This is a genomic window from Shewanella hanedai, assembly GCF_007197645.1.
GTDB classification, from domain to species: domain Bacteria; phylum Pseudomonadota; class Gammaproteobacteria; order Enterobacterales; family Shewanellaceae; genus Shewanella; species Shewanella hanedai.
In genome coordinates, this window is record NZ_VKGK01000006.1 from 113,174 (window position 1) to 131,312 (window position 18,139).

7 protein-coding genes are annotated in these 18,139 nt (G+C 38.4%); 5 read left to right on the top strand and 2 right to left on the bottom strand.

The annotated features are described in order from the left end of the window. Positions 1-229: 229 nt before the first annotated feature. The 5 genes from FN961_RS07105 (at position 230) to FN961_RS07125 (ending at position 7,303) form a co-directional block, all read left to right on the top strand. The gene (locus FN961_RS07105) at positions 230-1,546 is read left to right on the top strand and encodes a linear amide C-N hydrolase (RefSeq protein ID WP_143563855.1); all 1,317 of its coding nucleotides are present in this window, start codon (positions 230-232) and stop codon (positions 1,544-1,546) included. 971 nt (positions 1,547-2,517) lie between these two features. Next, positions 2,518-4,068 (top strand): S8 family peptidase, encoded by a 1,551-nt coding sequence (locus FN961_RS07110; RefSeq protein WP_143563856.1) that lies wholly within the window; start codon positions 2,518-2,520, stop codon positions 4,066-4,068. Between the two features lie 358 nt (positions 4,069-4,426). Next, on the top strand, positions 4,427-4,792 hold the full coding sequence (locus tag FN961_RS07115; protein ID WP_221936106.1) for a helix-turn-helix transcriptional regulator: 366 nt from the start codon (positions 4,427-4,429) through the stop codon (positions 4,790-4,792). Next, positions 4,786-6,087: a type II toxin-antitoxin system HipA family toxin gene (locus FN961_RS07120; protein ID WP_143563857.1), complete on the top strand. Its 1,302-nt coding sequence runs from the start codon at positions 4,786-4,788 to the stop codon at positions 6,085-6,087. Before FN961_RS07115 ends, FN961_RS07120 begins: the two co-directional genes overlap by 7 nt. Before the next feature lie 643 nt (positions 6,088-6,730). Further along, a complete protein-coding gene (locus FN961_RS07125; RefSeq protein WP_143563858.1) occupies positions 6,731-7,303 on the top strand; it encodes a hypothetical protein in 573 nt (190 codons plus the stop codon). A gap of 78 nt (positions 7,304-7,381) precedes the next feature. On the opposite strand, the gene FN961_RS07130 is transcribed toward FN961_RS07125, so the two are convergent. Both FN961_RS07130 and FN961_RS07135 read right to left on the bottom strand, forming a co-directional pair. Beyond that, positions 7,382-13,834, bottom strand: a complete 6,453-nt coding sequence (locus FN961_RS07130) for a DEAD/DEAH box helicase (RefSeq protein WP_143563859.1) — start codon at positions 13,832-13,834, stop codon at positions 7,382-7,384. Further along, positions 13,834-17,367, bottom strand: coding sequence for an STY4851/ECs_5259 family protein (locus FN961_RS07135; protein ID WP_143563860.1), 3,534 nt, complete (start codon positions 17,365-17,367; stop codon positions 13,834-13,836). The genes FN961_RS07130 and FN961_RS07135 overlap by 1 nt, the downstream gene beginning before the upstream one ends. Positions 17,368-18,139 lie beyond the last annotated feature (772 nt).

An 18,139-nucleotide genomic window follows, 5' to 3' on the forward strand; every position in this document is an offset into this window, starting at 1 on the left:
TGCGCTAAGGTTATCAGTACTTAACGCGAATGCAATACACGAAATAGAATTTACAAAGTAAGGTCTGATGTGAGTGGTTTTTTGTATATTTAGCGAGCTAAAACAGACCAACTATTCATCTTCCGGTTTGTAATACAGCGTAATAACTTATCGACCTCACAGCACATATATTCATTCTACAGGTTAGCAAAGTGGCTTGCCGCCACACCTTACAATAGAGGGAACGAATATGTGTACAAACTTTCTTATCGATCTATCAAGCCCGAAAGCTAAAGCGTTATCTATACCAGCACCACTCATCTCGTCGGAGTCATTTAAGAATAAGGTTGCAAAGGAATCACTTGGTGTTATCGAGGGACGCACCCTTGAGTTTGCGCTTCGCCTCAATACAGAATTGATGTTTAGACCTAAAGATTATCAGTTCAATCAAAATACAAAGGATGAAGATAGAGAAACACTGCTTAGCAAGTTACCCAGCATGCATGCAGATGCCTTCGAACACATCAAGTATCAAGATAACCTTAACCTTACTTCTTGGAACGGAAAATATAGCTTTGTTGGCATGGCGCCAATAGGAACAGGGTTAGCATCACATGGCATGAATCAGCATGGGCTCTCAATCGGTGATATGACATTGAATGCAACTGAGTATCAAAGCCATACCGATGAAGATTTAGTAAAATGTAATACTAAAATTATCCTCTACGTTAACTTAGTTAATTACGTGCTCAGTAACTTTAAAAATTGTGAAGAAGTTTGCCACGCATTCACCACTAAAAAAGATGAGTATCGGATCATCAACCCCTTCTATTCCGACGATGAAAAAGAGCATCCATTTCCAACCGCATTTTTGTTTCACTTTCCGGTACATGACAGCTACGGAAACAGCTTAGTTCTCGAATTTATAAAAGGTCAGGTGAATGTTTACGATAATACTCAAGTCGGTGTGTTAACCAACGATCCGCAACTGCCTTGGCAAATAGAAAACTTAACCTGTTATATCGGCGTCACACCGACGAATGCAATGCCATTCAAAGGAAATCAGTTTGTGATAAACAACAAATCTCAAGGAACGGGTTACTCTTCAATGCCTGGAAGCTCAACACCGCCGGACCGCTTTATCCGTGCAGCCTTGATGAACAACCATATTTTCAAACCTAAGGTAAATTGCGCTAAAGCACTGACAACACAAGATGACAGCGATAAAATGTCAGATGAGTTGACCAACATGGCCTATCACCTGTTAAACACCGTCGATATTCCAAATGGAACCAGTAGAGAACATTCAGATACTATCAGTCCAGAACAAGAAAATAGTGATTATACCTTGTGGGGTGTTGCAGCCAATCTAACATCGCGCATATATAACGTTAGGATGTATCACTCACTCCAGGTATTTTCCATTGATCTAAGAAAACTTATCGAGGCGAATACTGAAGCTTTTGAACAGCAGCTGCCTCAAGATATTTATACGCATTCACTCACGGAAGAACATATTGTTAATGTACAAAATGAATCCGCTGACAATATTGAAAAAATAGCATAGGTATACAAACCATGATTTAATAACCTGAATTCTAGGTAAACTGATGATTTTAAAAGAGGCTTCAGAACATCTGGACACTCATTATCTCGAGTTCAGGTTAAATAAAAAAAGAAGAGACCGGAGGAAGGGTCTCTTCAAAAGGGTGTGTGGCATACTGAGAAATTAAATATTCACTATCTAGTGACGCATTCAAATCCATGACACACGGTTTAGACGACAATGAACGTCAAAACCGATAGTGACATTACGACCTGTATTTAAACATGGATCACTTGAAGTTAAATAATATTAAAATAGAGGTGCAAATTTCATATTCACCAGCCCTTCTACCACCCTAGCTTTTGATAATGATTAACCACACATATGCGAAACGCCTCTTTCCCCTGACAAACCCCTTTTATAAAAACACCTCTCGATGTTAACCGTGATTAATAGAGTAAAGTATCATATCTACTGTTATTACTTACACTCAAAAATATTTCGACAAATTTAAATAACCCATGCTATGACACATTGCTTTAACTTAGATGTTAATTGTAAACAACTACATTATTAGTTTGATATTTAACTGATTATCAATATCAAAGTTAGAGAAATCCACTACCATAGTACATTTCGTACTATATTAACCCTGTCCATATAAAAACAAATAAAACCAGTAAGAAGTAAGTTTAAATGACTTAAGCCACAGTCAATTACAGCTAAATATGAAGTCGTGATAGTTTATACCACTCAGATACCCTATAAATAGTGGTTTAAACCTCGTTAAAAACTCCATTAACCTTTAAATATTAAAGCATTAAAAATACCTAGCACTTTAGTGCTAACTGACAAAGTTGGCAAATGATATCCTGTTGATTTATATTTAAATAGGTGTTTTATTTTAGTTAATTATGTTTTATGTTGGCTCGGTAAATAAATTATTAATATTAATTTAAACTCAATACCGAGATAAATAACGGAGAACATAAATGCAAAAAAAACTATTAGTATCTTTAGCAGTTACCGCTGCACTCTCAGCCTCTTCAATACAAGCAACTGAACAAGCAACCTTAGTCGCTGTAGATAAAAGCAGAGTGATTCAAGATAGCTATATTGTTGTATTTAAAACACCGAGCATCTTAGACTTATCTAATCCCATGTCTATTGCAGACTTTGCTAAGTCACAGGCAAATACAATAGCGACAAAATTTGGCATTAATATTAAAAAGGATTTTGGTAGCGTATTAAACGGAGTATTAGTTAATGCAACACCAGAACAATTAAAAGACCTACTTAATGATCCAAGCGTTGATTTTATTGAGCAAGACCAAATCATGTCGGTTTCACCACAAATAGGGGCTTCTGCTGTTCAAGCTGGCGCGACTTGGGGATTAGATCGTCTCGATCAGCGTGCTTTGCCCTTAAGCGGTGATTATAACTACAACTACGATGGTTCGGGTGTCACAGCCTACGTTGTTGATACCGGTGTATCTGCTCACTCTGATTTTGGTGGTCGTCAATCTCACGGTTGGGATTTTGTTGATAATGATGCTGATGCTACAGATTGTCACGGCCATGGTACTCATGTAGCAGGTACCATAGGTGGTGCAGCTTACGGCGTAGCAAAGAATGCCAACATCGTCGGCATCAGAGTACTCGATTGCCAAGGTTCAGGTACAAATTCAGGTGTGATTGCTGGCGTTGACTGGATCACCCAAAATGCCACAGGCCCTTCAGTTGCTAACATGAGCTTAGGCGGCGGTGCTTCGCAAGCCTTAGATAATGCAGTCAGTAACGCAGTTGCTGCCGGCATTACTTTTGTTGTGGCTGCGGGTAATGACAACCAAGATGCGTGTAATTACTCTCCAGCAAGAGAAGCCAGTGCCATTAATGTTGGTTCAACTGACGACAATGATTCGCGCTCAAGCTTTTCTAACTTCGGTACATGTTTAGATATTTTTGCGCCGGGTAGAAATATCACCTCAACCTGGATAAATGGTGGCATCAATACCATCAGCGGGACTTCAATGGCCTCCCCTCATGTTGCCGGTGTTGCAGCGGTATATTTAAGCGAAGACGGCACTCGTACTCCAACTCAAATAGAAACCTTGCTAAGTGACCGTTCAACCAAAGATGTGGTCACAAGTCCAGGTCCTCTGTCGGTGAACAAACTGGCTTATTCATTAACCGACAACGGCGGCCCAGGTGGAGAACCCGTTTGTGGTGATGTTTGTATGGAAAATGGCGTCGCTAAAACGGACCTAAGTGCTGGATTTTTTGGTGCAACCCACAATTATCAAATCGATGTGCCAGCAGGGAAAACACTTACCATTACTGTCAACGGCAGCTCAAGCAGTGCCATCGCATATGCAAATGCAGGCTCTACACCGACAAGTTCGGTATACGATTGTAAAACAAGCAGTAGCGGCAACCCTAAAACATGTACTGTCACTAACACTCAAGCTGCAACTTACCACGTTCAGCTCACCAGCAGCTGGTTCGGTAGCTACAGCGGAGCATCATTAACAGCAAGCTTTTAAACGCTGATTGTTTAAACAGCTATAGATAGCAAAAAGCCCGCATTGCGGGCTTTTTAATTCAATGAGTCCAGTGTGTTAACAATGCTATCACTTCTATATTCGAAGTTCTTGTATGTGAGTTTATGTTCACCATAGAGATAACCCCTTCTTATACTGATTGGTATTATAATTTTGTGCCGCAGCAACTTCATTGAACCTCATTGCTTACATTATATATAGTGGGTATTTTTTTACCCTTAACCTGATAAATTTAGCCATAAAGAGTAAAAGAGTACCCGTTAAGCAAAACCTAGATAGTTGTAATTAATGAGTATATAATTACCCTATAAAGCCATAATTGTCATTAAAGGTTACTTTTATGCCCATTAACAATATTTATGCGATGACCGACGAAGGCATCGCCCAAGAGCTTGGCGCCCGCATTGAACAGATGCGTCTTGAGGCGAACATTAGCCAAGAGCAACTCGCAGAAGAAGTTGGGATCACCCGCAAAACCTATAGGAATCTGATCAATGGCAATGGCAAATTCCAATCGGTGATCGCCGTACTTCGGGCCTTAAAACAACTGCAACTTGTTGATGAGTTCATCCCAGAAAAAACATATAGCCCGATGGCGTTACTTAAGCAACAGGGCAAAAAGCGTAAAAGGGCCTCAACATCAAACCGCAGTTCCACTGCTGACATGAGTCGACACAGTCCTATTAAGGAAGAAGATCAATGGTAAACAAGAGTCCTACCGTTGCGCGAGTCAACATTGCTGATGAACTTGTTGGCGCACTCTCTATCGATAAAGACATATGCTCTTTTCAATACGCTGATGCTTGGCTCAATAAGGGCATCGAAATATCCCCTATTCACTTACCCCTAAGCGATAAGATTTATTCCTTTGCGCGGCTTAACACCGAGACTTTCAAAGGACTTCCTGGAGCATTTGCTGATACCTTACCTGATGATTTTGGTAACGCTGTGATTGATGCTTGGTTGGCGCGACAAGGTCGTACCAAAGAAAACTTTTCGGCGTTGGATCGTCTACTCTACACAGGTAATCGAGGCATGGGGGCCTTAGAATACGCCCCAAGTTATGGTACCGACAAGAGTAAATCTTCAACACCGTTAGCGATCCAATCATTAATGGAGATGGCGCAAACGGTACTGGATCAACGAGCAGGTATTGAACTTGCTTTCGATCAAGACAAGGAAGCCGCATTAACTGAAATGATGCAAGTCGGTACTTCAGCGGGCGGAGCTCGCGCTAAAGCCGTTATCGGCATCAACCAAAACAGAACCGAGATCAGGAGTGGCCAAGTAGCCCTGCCCCAAGGTTTTGAGCATTGGTTGGTAAAATTTGATGGTGTGAGTGAGTCCCAGTCGAGTAAAGAAACATTCGGCGATCCCAAAGGATATGGGAGAATGGAATTCGCTTATTACTTGATGGCAATCGATGCCGGCATTGAGATGCAGCCCTGTGAATTATTGCATGACGGGGATCGCGCTCATTTCATGACCAAACGATTTGACCGTGATCATAATAACAAGTTTCACTATCAATCCCTCTGTGCAATGGCGCATGCAGATTACAAAATACCGGGCGGCTATAGCTACGAACAGCTTTTTTCGCTGATGCGACAGTTGGGTCTTCCTCGGTCTCAGGCTGTGCAGATGTTCAGACGAATGGTGTTTAACATCGTCAGTCGCAATAACGATGATCACACCAAAAACTTCGGCTTTATGCTCAACCACGACAATGATTGGAGCATCGCGCCCGCTTTTGACATCGCTTATTCCTACAGACCAGACTCCTATTGGGTCAGTCAGAGCCAGTTAACGCTTAATGGCAAGCGTGATCACTTTGACATCAATGATCTGATGATCATCGGCAAGTTATTCCCCAAAGAAGCCACTCTGGTGATAGAACAAGTCATCGACTCCGTTTCAAGGTGGAACCACTTCGCCAAAGAGGCTGGATTCTTTACGGATTTTCAAACAATCATTGGCAAACACCACCGCCTTGATATTTAATGCCAATAGGTATAGGGCTAAGAAGGACGGGCTTCGCCCTGCGAGGTCGGTACTTCGTACCTACTAGGACGCTTTGCTGCTAAGTTCTAGGTTAAGAGCCAGAGCCGCTACAAACGGATAATTCCCATTGCCGTCATCCCGGGCATGTTCCGGGATCCATTGTTATTGAACTTTGGTTGTCAGTTACGAGTAGCGAGTAAGCAGTGAACAGAAGTTCTTATTTTGGTATTTTGCTTTTCTCCGTGGCCCTCCGTGTTCTCTGTAGTGGTTGGCTTTATCTTAGTGTAATCCGTCTACCTAAGACTATACCAACGAGCATGCTGAATCCTGCATCTTGAAGTGGTTTGGGTATAAATATGAGTATCAAGATCGAAAGCAGTGCCAAGGTCCCGTTATGCCATAGTGGTGAAAGATTGAATTCAACCAGAGCGATGCTAGGTCCAAATTTAGTCAGTAATATCCAGCCAATTAACCAACCGCACACAGTCAACAACATAGCACCGGTTTTCTCGATATGACACAGACAAAAAATGTGATTGATAAATGCATAATTATCTTGAATACAACAAGAGAAAAAATGATACTAAATAGATGATAATTTTCTTTTTAGTTGATAGTTCAATTCACAATCAGGCCTCAATATATGGGGCCTAATCATACGACTCAGTTCAGTAAATATTTCAGCTATCAAGATTTAATCGAATGTAGTGCAAGCCTTGCACGGCATAAAATCACCAACCTCCCTATTCAAGACGAATCTTGGGAAGCTCTCGAACAGCTTGCTGTTCAACTGCTCGATCCAATAGTCGATCACTTTGGGCCTATCACTCTCACTTATGGTTTCTGCTCGTCTGAGTTAGCAAAAACTATTAGCAAGAATACTAATCCTCATATCGCCCCGAGTCTTGATCAACACGCTTGCCATGAGCTCAATAGCAAAGGTAAATTGATATGCACTCGCTTGGGTGCTGCAGTAGATTTCTATGTCAACGCGATGTCAGATCGTATGGATGAGGTTGTTGTTTGGATTACCGAGAACTTAATGTTTGATCGTATCTACTATTACGGTAAGTCGCGCCCGCTACATATAAGTTATGGGCCCGAGATGAATCAGTTTATTCAGCTAATGAATACCAATGAAGTGACAGGACGAAGAACCCCAGGTAAAAGGGCTTCGGGGATCGAGACATTAAAGCTTGTCAAACAACTAGAGTGAACGGGGAAATGTTGCAGCCAAACATTGTTACGTTTGACTACAGCTGTAACAATCCAAATACTATTGAAAGCAAATGAATCACATGCTAACCACAATGTAGCTATCATGCTCTGCACTTCTGACAGTAAAGTTATTAGATAGGTGCTCTTCCACTTGGGAGTTTTCATCATTGTAGAAGCTGAACCTCTCTCTAGAGTAATAGAACCGCTTACCCCAATAGCCCATCCCTTGATCAAAGGTAACTTTTATCTCCTCACCATTTTTTAAAGTAATAATCAAAAAACGACCATGATTCATGTTAACTGCTTCATCTAGGTCACAATAAATTTCAATACCTAGCTTATGACCTATATTTTCAATAAAAGCTGGTTGTGTACCATTATCTAGAAAGTTATCTGCTATACAGTTAGGCGTCCTCCCTCTGTTATCCTGCTGGGGATACGAAGTTTCTAAGGTTGTTGGAAAACGGCCAAAACGACAATTTAACTCTGCAATAAAGCGAGTAATTAAATGAATAGAAATTGGGCTAACAAGATATTTATCATGATAGGTCACTGTCTCAATATTATTTTTAAGTGATGTAGAAACATCTTCGGCATATTCTTCAATTAGTGATAGCAATTTAGTACCAAAACTAGAAATATTTACATCTAACTTTTTACCTATATCATCAATAAACACAGCACTACCTTTAGTAATACTTGATTCTTTTGCTATTGCCTCAACATCAAACGTTCCCAAATTAAACATTGGTTCTTTGCATTCAGGGGAAATAACTAAGACATCATCAATTTGTGCCCACTTTTCATTTGCTGCAGTGCTTTCTTTAGACAAGGTAGCACAATGAATAGCTTTATCTGCAATATGCATTGTCATAACAGGAGTAGCCTTGCCATCAACAATAAGTTCTTCACCTGCTACCAACCATTTTACTTTATCAGTGAATTTACGTTGAATATCCCATGCTAAATCAGGGTCTATCGACTTAGCAACGTCCTCACTCATAATTACACGAGGTCGCTTATTATCATTAGCTAGTTCATTTATTATCTTAACAAGAGACCAGTCGGCTAAATTCCAATCAGATAAAGTCAAATAAAAATCAACTCCTGAAACATCATTCATTTTATCTAATAACAATTCTTTAGCAGGAAGCATTGATGCTTTAGAACCCAATCCAAAAAACTCTAAATCTTTAGGTAAAGAGGACTTCTCTACAAAATTTGATTGTTCTAAAAATGATAGAAGATTTAACCTATCTAACTCTTTCATATGATGTTGCGTATCGTAATCCAGTAAACACGCATGGCAAGCCGAATTACAATTTTGAGAGCAACTTTCAAGGTATGCTTTTAACTTTTGAATCAAAACTTCAAATAACTCAGGTACTGAAGTTGAAAACCCAGCTCCTTGAGATGCTTGATCATATAAAAACAAGCTTGTTAAGGGTAAACCTGTTTCGCTCACTCGCTCTTTAACCGTAACTCCAACCTCTGAAGTTGTTATACCTTTCGCCTCACACAAAAGCTGTCGTAAGGCGGCACCAAACGTATAAACGAGTTTTTTATCGGTTAACCACGTGCCATCTCTAGGGTCTTTTAACTGTAATTCAAATATCCCTGTACTTTGAGGGTAGCCTAGAATAAATGGAGTACTTACAATGTTGTCAGTACCACTTACTTGTGATTGTTTGATACTCCAAGCTTGATGCTCACTCTCACAAAATAGTGAATCTTTTATTTTGGTACCCTGAATCCTACGGTGCCTCTTGGCAATACTTGCAACCCCTTTAACCTTAATTTTATTATGGTTACCGCATTTTTCCGTATGTAATGCTTCTGCCTTACCACAACACCAACATAGTGCGTAACCTGCTCCCTCTCCATCATTGTAATGAAACAAACTTCCATTGGCTGAAGCTTTGAACCTACCTAACTTTGGATTAGATAAATACTGCCAATCACTATCCATGATAGCTATCTTACCCTCCTTGTATCGCGACACATTGGGTTGGCTATAGTTATTATGTAAAGGTGTGTTGTAATCAACGACAAAACCCGTTGGGACTATATACTCACTCCAAGATAGTTTTTGTGAATTACAATCGGTACAGGTTTGAGTCTTTCTGTCTAACGTATGCTTTGCATAACCAATGTTTGCACAGATATCACATTCCCAAAAGTAAGATAGTAGTTGATCTTCCTTTATGTCATTCTCTCCAAAAGGCATTTTCCAATTTAATTGAAGACCTTGTGATTTATATACTGCTCCATCAACAACAATCTCGGACCCTGGAGCATATTCACGTAAAGCAACATCTAAGCTTCTGCTTGGATAGGACTTTCTCTTATCTTTTGGTTTTTTTCCATTTATAACATTTTCACGTTTTTCATATCTGTTATTAGTTATAAGCGATACAACCCCTGTAGGAAAACCATAGCCTGGTAAGTAAGATGTAGCGGCGAGTTCCGATAATAAATAGTTTTTCTCTAATCGTTGCAATTGCTTTTCTAGCTTACCTTTAGCACCATCTCTATCATTACTCGTGATGTCTAATTGTTGTGACAAGGCATCATATTCATCAAGCCAATGTTTAGCCGAGAATTCCATGGCCTCAACCGTGTTTTCTATTAAAACTATATTTGAATATTCTGCATATGCACTTTTATATTTCAGTGAGTTTATACCTAAGACTATGGTAGGTAGTGATTCAGCTTCTGTTTTACACCACTTTATATATCGATCAGATCTTGCTATATCCTCTTCAGGTTTAAAAAATGCTGCTGCTTGCATTTTTAATACCCCCTTACCACCTAACTTATTTATATTTTTTAGGTAGTTAGCTAATAGAAATGCATTAATATGCCTTTGGACAATGGAGAAACTATCTAATGAAACTTTTGGTACACTAATTGGCGTTTCGAATGGCCATCTAGGATTTTCAAATACACGTTCACCATGAGGAGTAGCTTTACAAAATGTTAAAGCCATCGAAGTAGCTTCTTTACGACGCCCCGCACGACCCGCACGCTGTAAGTAATTGGCTGGGCCTGGTGGTACATTATTCATTGCAACCATGCTAAGAGAGCCGATATCAACCCCCATTTCCATTGTTGTTGAACAACTCAATACGTTTAAATAATCTTTTTTAAATGCTTTCTCAAATGCCTGTAACTTACTAGAATCCTGTTGTGCTGAATGTTCACTTGCTCTTATTAACGGTGTGCCTTTTACAACAGTATCGTTAATGTCCGTCCATGTTCCTTCCTTACGCAAGGTATTAACTTGTTCACTTTGCTCAAGCCAATCAACTAAACTTAACTTGGTCTCATCTTGATATAATTCACTTGGTGGAACAGTCAACTTAACAGGCGTACAAATGCCCTCTTCTGCTGTGGCATTATTAGGTAAATATGGACTTAACCCTTTGAAACTTGTATCTAACCAACGATGTGTAATTGGGCATAACCAAGCATCTTCAATTAATGAAAACTCAACATTATCTGTAAACACAAACTTATAACCAGTCAATTTTTCGCCTGTTACTTTTGCTTCTTTTTCAAAAGGAATTAATAAGTTTAACTTTTTAGTCAATGTGTCCCAAGCTGCTGATAAAATAGTTGTATATAGGGCGCTATTCTCTTTTGCTAAACGCTTTGAGGAAACCTCAAGTAAACGAACTAACCTGCCCTGGCTGCCTTTATTAACGGTTGGCCATTTCCTTATCGCTTTTTTCTCTTCATCAGTATCTAGCTTATAACTCGCCGACTGGACTAACCGTGGCATTATCTTTGCCCCCATCCATTGGCTATAAGAGTCATTTATTTCAATGTAGGTGTTTTCTCTAATAAAAAAATCTATGCTTATTTTTAAATAATCTTGCCAGTCCTGTAATGAAAAGCCTAGTTCGTTCCAATCAGCCGGTAAATCATCAATAGTAAGCGCTTTAATTTTTGGGTAGCTTAATGCTATAAGGCCCATAGACTCCATACTATTTTGCATTTTTGGTCGGCGAGAAAACTCTCTGAATAAAAATAGCTCTGCTAGTTTGATTGGATCAGATAAAACTAGATTTCTATGTTTATATTCACTCGGTAACTTTTCAGCTTCGCGTTCATAAGCATGCTCGCTTAAACCTTCTAATACTTGACCCGATAATAATTGAACATTATAAGTTTTAGCTAAAAGATCACATAAACCAGTCCATGTGATTTTTTTAGGTATCAAACTAGCTAACTCTTTATCAACTAGATCTTGAATTGATTGAATAGCAAATTTATTTAACTCCTCACCACCTTCTTTAAGTATGTTTATTGTGTTTAAATTCGTTTTAACACTTGCTGGGATATCCATTTTATCAGCTTGCTCAAGTACACTTCTATAGACAAAACCACGAACAAAGTTTCGCTCTGAATCAAGTTGTAATTTTGCGGAGAATCTGGCTGTTCCCTGCCGACTATCAGTAAATGTAATTAGCCTCTTGCCTTTCATATCATAAGGGTTATCGCTGGGGATATGACGTAACATTGCAGGAACGATAGAACCCATTAGAAATGGAGAGCCTAGCATTGCTCGCCTAAAAGATGTTCCTGGTACATTTTCTACTTTATTACAACACGCACAACGAGTGCCATCCTGTCTATCATTTTGTATGTAATAGACTTTTAAGGTATTTTCTACTTGATCAAGATGCAACCTATTTTTCTTTTTCTCTATAAAAGCAGGGGTACAGCCATACTCATTATGGTTATTTTCTTTAGATGTTTTTTCACTAAATAATTGGATGTAAGCTTCTATATCAGTTTCTATTGGTGTGTCATCATCTTCTACGTCATTATCAACCTCATCAGCGTAATCATCTAATAAGTCGACATTACGATTAACGATAAACTTTATACCTTTGTCACCTGTAGTTTTCATCGCTGCTAATGTGGGTGTATTACAATCCGAGCAATGGGTTAATTCAAAAACAGGTGCGCCACACTTCTCATCACAGATTGTTTTTTCTTGGTGATAAACTATACCAAATTCCCAACCATTTTCTAGTTGGGTATCTTTTTTATAACAACATTCGGGGTCTATACACGCCCACAAGCCTTTTTGAGCTCGGTGAAAAACATGAGCTCTTACAGGTAAAAATGCTTGTTGATTGTCCTCATCCCCATCTAAATATGCTGTAGTTGCTAGATCAATAAGCTTTAATGCTTGTTCTTGATCTTTTATCGTCAAGTCTGGTTTTTCAGGCCAAACAACTTGGGCAACTTCTTCTAAATTCAAAGGTTTTTTGGTTAACGTCATTCTTAAGGCACGCAGTGTTGGAAATTGAATAAAGTAGTCGAATAGTGCTTTAGAATCCATTTTTCCAGCAAGATTTAAATCAAATATTTGTGACTCCTTGCTATCTGGTAATGGTGGAATGAGACGAGAGCCGTTTACAACAGCAACTTGAGTTGTATCTACACCAGCTAAGTCCGCTAAAAACTTCTGTAATTTTATATTAGTTTCAGCTTGTTTATTTGAATCACCTATTGTCGCTGATGTTGCTATAAAACGAACATTTTTTGGCTCAACGCCAAATGCGTGCATTACCCGGCGAAGTAATAATGATATTTCAGCAGCTTGAGAGCCAACATAAGAATGAGCCTCATCAAGTACAATCCATTTTAGCTTACCTTGGGACTTGTCTAATAAAGGCTGATCTTCTTGTCTCACCAACATATATTCCAACATAGTGGCATTTGTCACTAAAATGGGTGGTGGTGTTTTCCATATTTGCTTTCGGTAATGTAAACATTCAGGCTGATATTTTGCCTTTTCAGCCATTGCTGTTGCACTATCTGACTTTTCAGTTTCTCCATTGTACAAACTAAACTTCACTTTCCCGTTAAAGCCTCGTGTCCAAGCGCTTAAACGCTCTCGTTGAGAGTTAATCAATGCATTTAGCGGGTATAAAAACAGTGCTTGAACACCAATCAGCGGCTCTTTAGCTTTATCAGCTTGTTGTGCTAAATCATTCAATAATGGAACCAAAAAACATTCAGTTTTACCAGATCCGGTACCACTCGTTACAACAACTGACTTAACTTTATCTTCAGTTAAATGCTGCCATGCTTCTAACTGATGCTGATACGGGGGGCGGTCTATAGGCCAAGTGTAATCTTCCTGTATATCATTACACCAACGCGCCTCATCAATCCCCTTAACTAAATACTTTTCTCGCTGCTCTTTGTCTTCCGGCTTTGGCATTGGAGGGTGAGCTAGGTTATTCGCTAAGCTTTGTGTTAAAACGCCTTGCTCAACTAATCCTGCTAAATCATTAGTTTTTTCAGAGGGTAACCATCCAAACGTTGCTTCAAAAACAGGAGGTGCTAAAAAATCATTTCCTTGCCCATATGAAGGTGAAAACTCTTGTTGTAGAAAACCTCGCAAAGACGGATTCTTTAATCTCAAACGGTTTATTACAGCTTGAGATGAGACTGATGATAAATCTCGGTATAATGCTGAGAAATTGATGCTGTTAGACTTTTTCATTAAGACTGAATCCCTTCTTCTTTTGTTAAGTATGCTATTTGAGTGGCATTTGCCATCGCTTGATTTAGCCACTGTCTATCCCAAGACTGCAATCGCGCATAAGTGAAATTAATATTATTATTAATTTCATCCATATCGTATGAAACTGTACTTAACACTTGTTCTAAATTTAAACAATCAAAATTATATAATGCCATTTTAATTGGTAAATCAATTGAAAAAATCTGCCTGTTCTTAACAGCTTCGGGTAGATGGCTTGCTAACATCCCTGATAAATTTGTTGGTACTACCTCATCGGCCAAATACTCATTAATATAACTTTTTAAGTTTTCATCCTTAGCTCTATTCTGAATTTTTAACAATAATTTACCATCCTGTCGCTCAAACAAATCTTTTCGTGAGTTAACATAACGCCCCATTATCGAATTTTCGCCCCAAGCATTGAGTATCATCCACTGTGCTTTAACGTTTAAATTTTTGGCAATAAATATATCAAGTAAAGTGGCGAAATAATCACCTTTAGTGCGTAAGTTTTCGACATCACTTTCAAAGGTAGATTTAAGTAAAGCGGCATAATCTTGTTCAGGTAGAATCTGTGCTACCGGCTCTAATTTAGTTTTTAAACTATCTAATTTATGATTAAAGCTTTTGAACCACATAGCGGCAGGTACGGAAAACCATTCAAAAGGCATATCTTGAGCAATTGACCAAACTAAATCAAAGTCAGCTAAATCATCCTGTTTAGCAAGAAGGTCTACCATTGCTTGTGGTTTTTTGATTAACCTTCTAAATAGATGGAAAGTATCTGCAGCAGCATAATTAAGTGCATCGACTAATCCTTGTAATTTAAACCACTCTGGATTCAAATAATCATTTGATAAATCTATTATTAATTGGTCCATGTATGAAAAGTCAAAACCTTGCTCATCACCACGAGGTAAATAACGGATAGCATTTTCTACAGTTTTGATGTCTGAACATTCATAAACTACTGATGAATCTCCGATGATAACGGCCCTAGGCTGTATTAAGTTTTGTTTATCCGAATATAAAAACCAAGGACCTTGCTCTTCAGTATCAGGAATAGCAAAAATCATGTCATTATATTCATTTTCCACAGTCGGTAATTCTACAGCCTCACGTGCTAAGTCCCACATCGGTTTAGCAAACATTTTAATATTACTGCGATTAGGGTGGGAGCGAGATTTAGTTACCTTGATCCCCTTAAGTTCATTGTCTGCCCAAAAATTTGGCGTAGCGTGCTTAAATACTTCAACACTTGGCACTACAGATTCCATGATATCTTTGCCTAAGAAGAAACGAAACTTAACTTCTGCTCTTAAATCATCTGACTGAGAAAGTAATAGACGTGACATAGTGAGTAAAGTTTTACAGTCTATTGTCACCAAGGCTTCTTTTGGCAAAATGACCGATTCACTTAAATTGGCGACTTGTTGTTTATCATGAAATAAAACCGCCGAAATACTTAAATATGTTTCACTTTGCGCTTCGGGTTTTGCAATCCTTAATTTATGGGTATATAAATCATTTACGGTTAATTTATTTCTTGAATGGATAAAAGGTCGACCTTCTGGCGTTACTAAGCAAACACCAGCTTGCTGAGTTGCTAACTCTAAGGTTACTTCATTATCAAGCCCCCAACTCAAAACAGGGTTCATCACATCCGTTAACCTTCTTGGTAATTGAATTTCACACAAATACATATCATCGTACTTATCAACTTCCCGTAACCACTTTTTTTGCTTTTCAATGAGTGAAATATCTATATCTCTCTCAAAGCCAAGTAATTTAAGTTCAGTCTCACCTTGTTCAAAAGGTATAACATTAAACTGACTTTCAGTAGGCAAAATCGCCAATTTACTTTGCCATTTTAGCTGTTCATCAATAATCCAAGATAAACTGCCATGCCCTTGAATTTGTTCTTTACCCGCAGTAAGCACTGAGTCTAAACAAACCATTAAGTCACTATTTTTTGCTTGCCAAAATAGTTGTGATTTGCAGACTGAAAACTCGTCTAAATCATGCTCTTTGGCAATAATATTAGGCAAACCTCTAAAGACATGTTTAGAAGAAATAGCTTCAATAACCTTATTCCCTTCCATGCGACAGTTAAGCGGTTTAGATTCTTCGCACGCTGTTGCTATTTTAAAGCTACCTTGTAGTGTTTTAGCTAAAACTTCACCTCGAACTCTATATAACTTTATTCCGTCAATACCTAAGCTTCCAACCTCTTCAACGCTTGACGTTACATTGGCAGCAATCACTTCGCCAGAAAAAGCGATTATGGCTTCATCGGCAGCAATGGTTGCGTTACCTTGTGCTAAGTAACGATATTTATCATTTGATGATTGGAAAATCCAAGGTAGGTCATTGTTTAATGCTTCTCCTTGGTAATACGTGGCATTGCCAAGTTCATTTTCATCACTCCATAAAGAATAAGAAATGTCACCTGCAGCATCTAGATTGAAAAACCTATTTTTGTTGGTAACAACTTGCCAACGTTTTGTACTGTTACCTTTTAAATTAAACGCTGCTGAACGATATCGTCCACCACTATCAACATGGCTATATAAATCAAAATAAACTGGCAATGATGATTCGTCTAAACAACGATTTAAATCTTCAGGATGAATGGTCTTATTAATATATGTTTCTGCAACTAGTTGCCAAGATTCAATAGCTGGCTCTAACGTGCGCAACACTCTTACAGGGTTTTGTTCGCGCTTTATTAACTTGGCAGTACTTGATAATAATCGACTGATTAGCTCTTGAGTACCTTGATCGCAGAGTAAAAAAGGCAAATCATCACGCCAAGTAGGCTTTTCCAAATCGAGCTTTAACACTGGCTCCGATGCAGAGAACAAATCAAATTGATCCCTTAGTAACATTAAATGGTTTATCAAACTTACAGCTAATTCCGCAAACGCATTTTGTTGCAGTGTAATAGGTAAATTACCCAATGCTTCATTTGCTATTTCATCAATTGAAGTTGTTAAGTGAAATTGGCGATAATGATCAATAACAGTATTAAGGTACTCAGGAACTTTACCTTTTTGCTCACCTAATAAAGCAAAGTTAGGAAAACCGCCTTGGCAATACAAGGTACTAATAAAGCTATCACCACTTGCTGTGCTATGAACAGAGATCTTCCAAAGTTTCAGGCCCCTCTCAACTGAATTTCTAATTGCGCTGTAGTATGGTCTGTAATCTCTCAGCCCTACACTATCGCAAACCGGTTGCCACTTTGATTTTCCGCCATCGTAATTTCGCTGTAGCCAAGTAGAAACATATAGTGTAAAAATTTTATCGAATGCACTCGACTTGTTGATAACATGCTTAGGGTTTCTAGCAATGAACAAGTTAGTGATTAACTTTTTTAGTGAAATAAACTCTTCATCAGTTACTTTAAATCTCCATAGAGGAGTTACTAAAGGGTGTTCTCTATTTCGAGAAAAATCATTTAACCACTTTTGCATCTGTACTAAGTGGTTAGAGACCAAGACATCTGACATATACATTCCTTATTAAGTGTTCTGATCGTATTTACAAAAAATGAATAACCCGCCAAACATTTAAGTTACATAACTCATACATTTGACAATGATTAACATCATATTATCCATATCTGATGCTTTTTTTGTGTGACTGCTTGAACAATGCACTAGGGCTCTAGTTCAGGAACCATTACGGTTATTATCCTGTAATTAGGAATTTGACTTTAAAGATTTAGCTTTTGTACATAAGATTTAAAGCCTGTATTTGTAATATCTTAAAAGAATCATTTCACACAAGAAGAATGAAACTTTATCACAATAAAGAGCACCCAGCTAGACAGCTGCGTACCAATGTTCATTAATTTGTTTTTAAAAGAACAATGAATGAAATAATAATTTATGGACTGCCTATGTTTTCCTCCCAGTTCTAGAGCATGCTGTTAACATTTTTACCAAGAATTAATATCACCACAACATTCGCAGAATTTTACCCAGTTAAATAGCTGATATATAGTGTTTTAACCTAACTTGTGAATAGGCGTGTATGTGTAAGTATGTAACTTGTGATTGTCACTTAGGTACAGAACTTTTCATTCGGGTATAACATACTAAAACTCTACGCTGACGGTAAGAGCTGAAGACATCAAACATGCTTTTCCGCCGTCATCCCGGGCTTGTTCCGGGATCCATTCTTTGTTCTATATCTTGTCTTTGATTGGATTCTATATAAAAAGAAAGATCATTCTCACCACGGTGAATATGGCGTAGCCATGAGCTAATGAACGAGAAA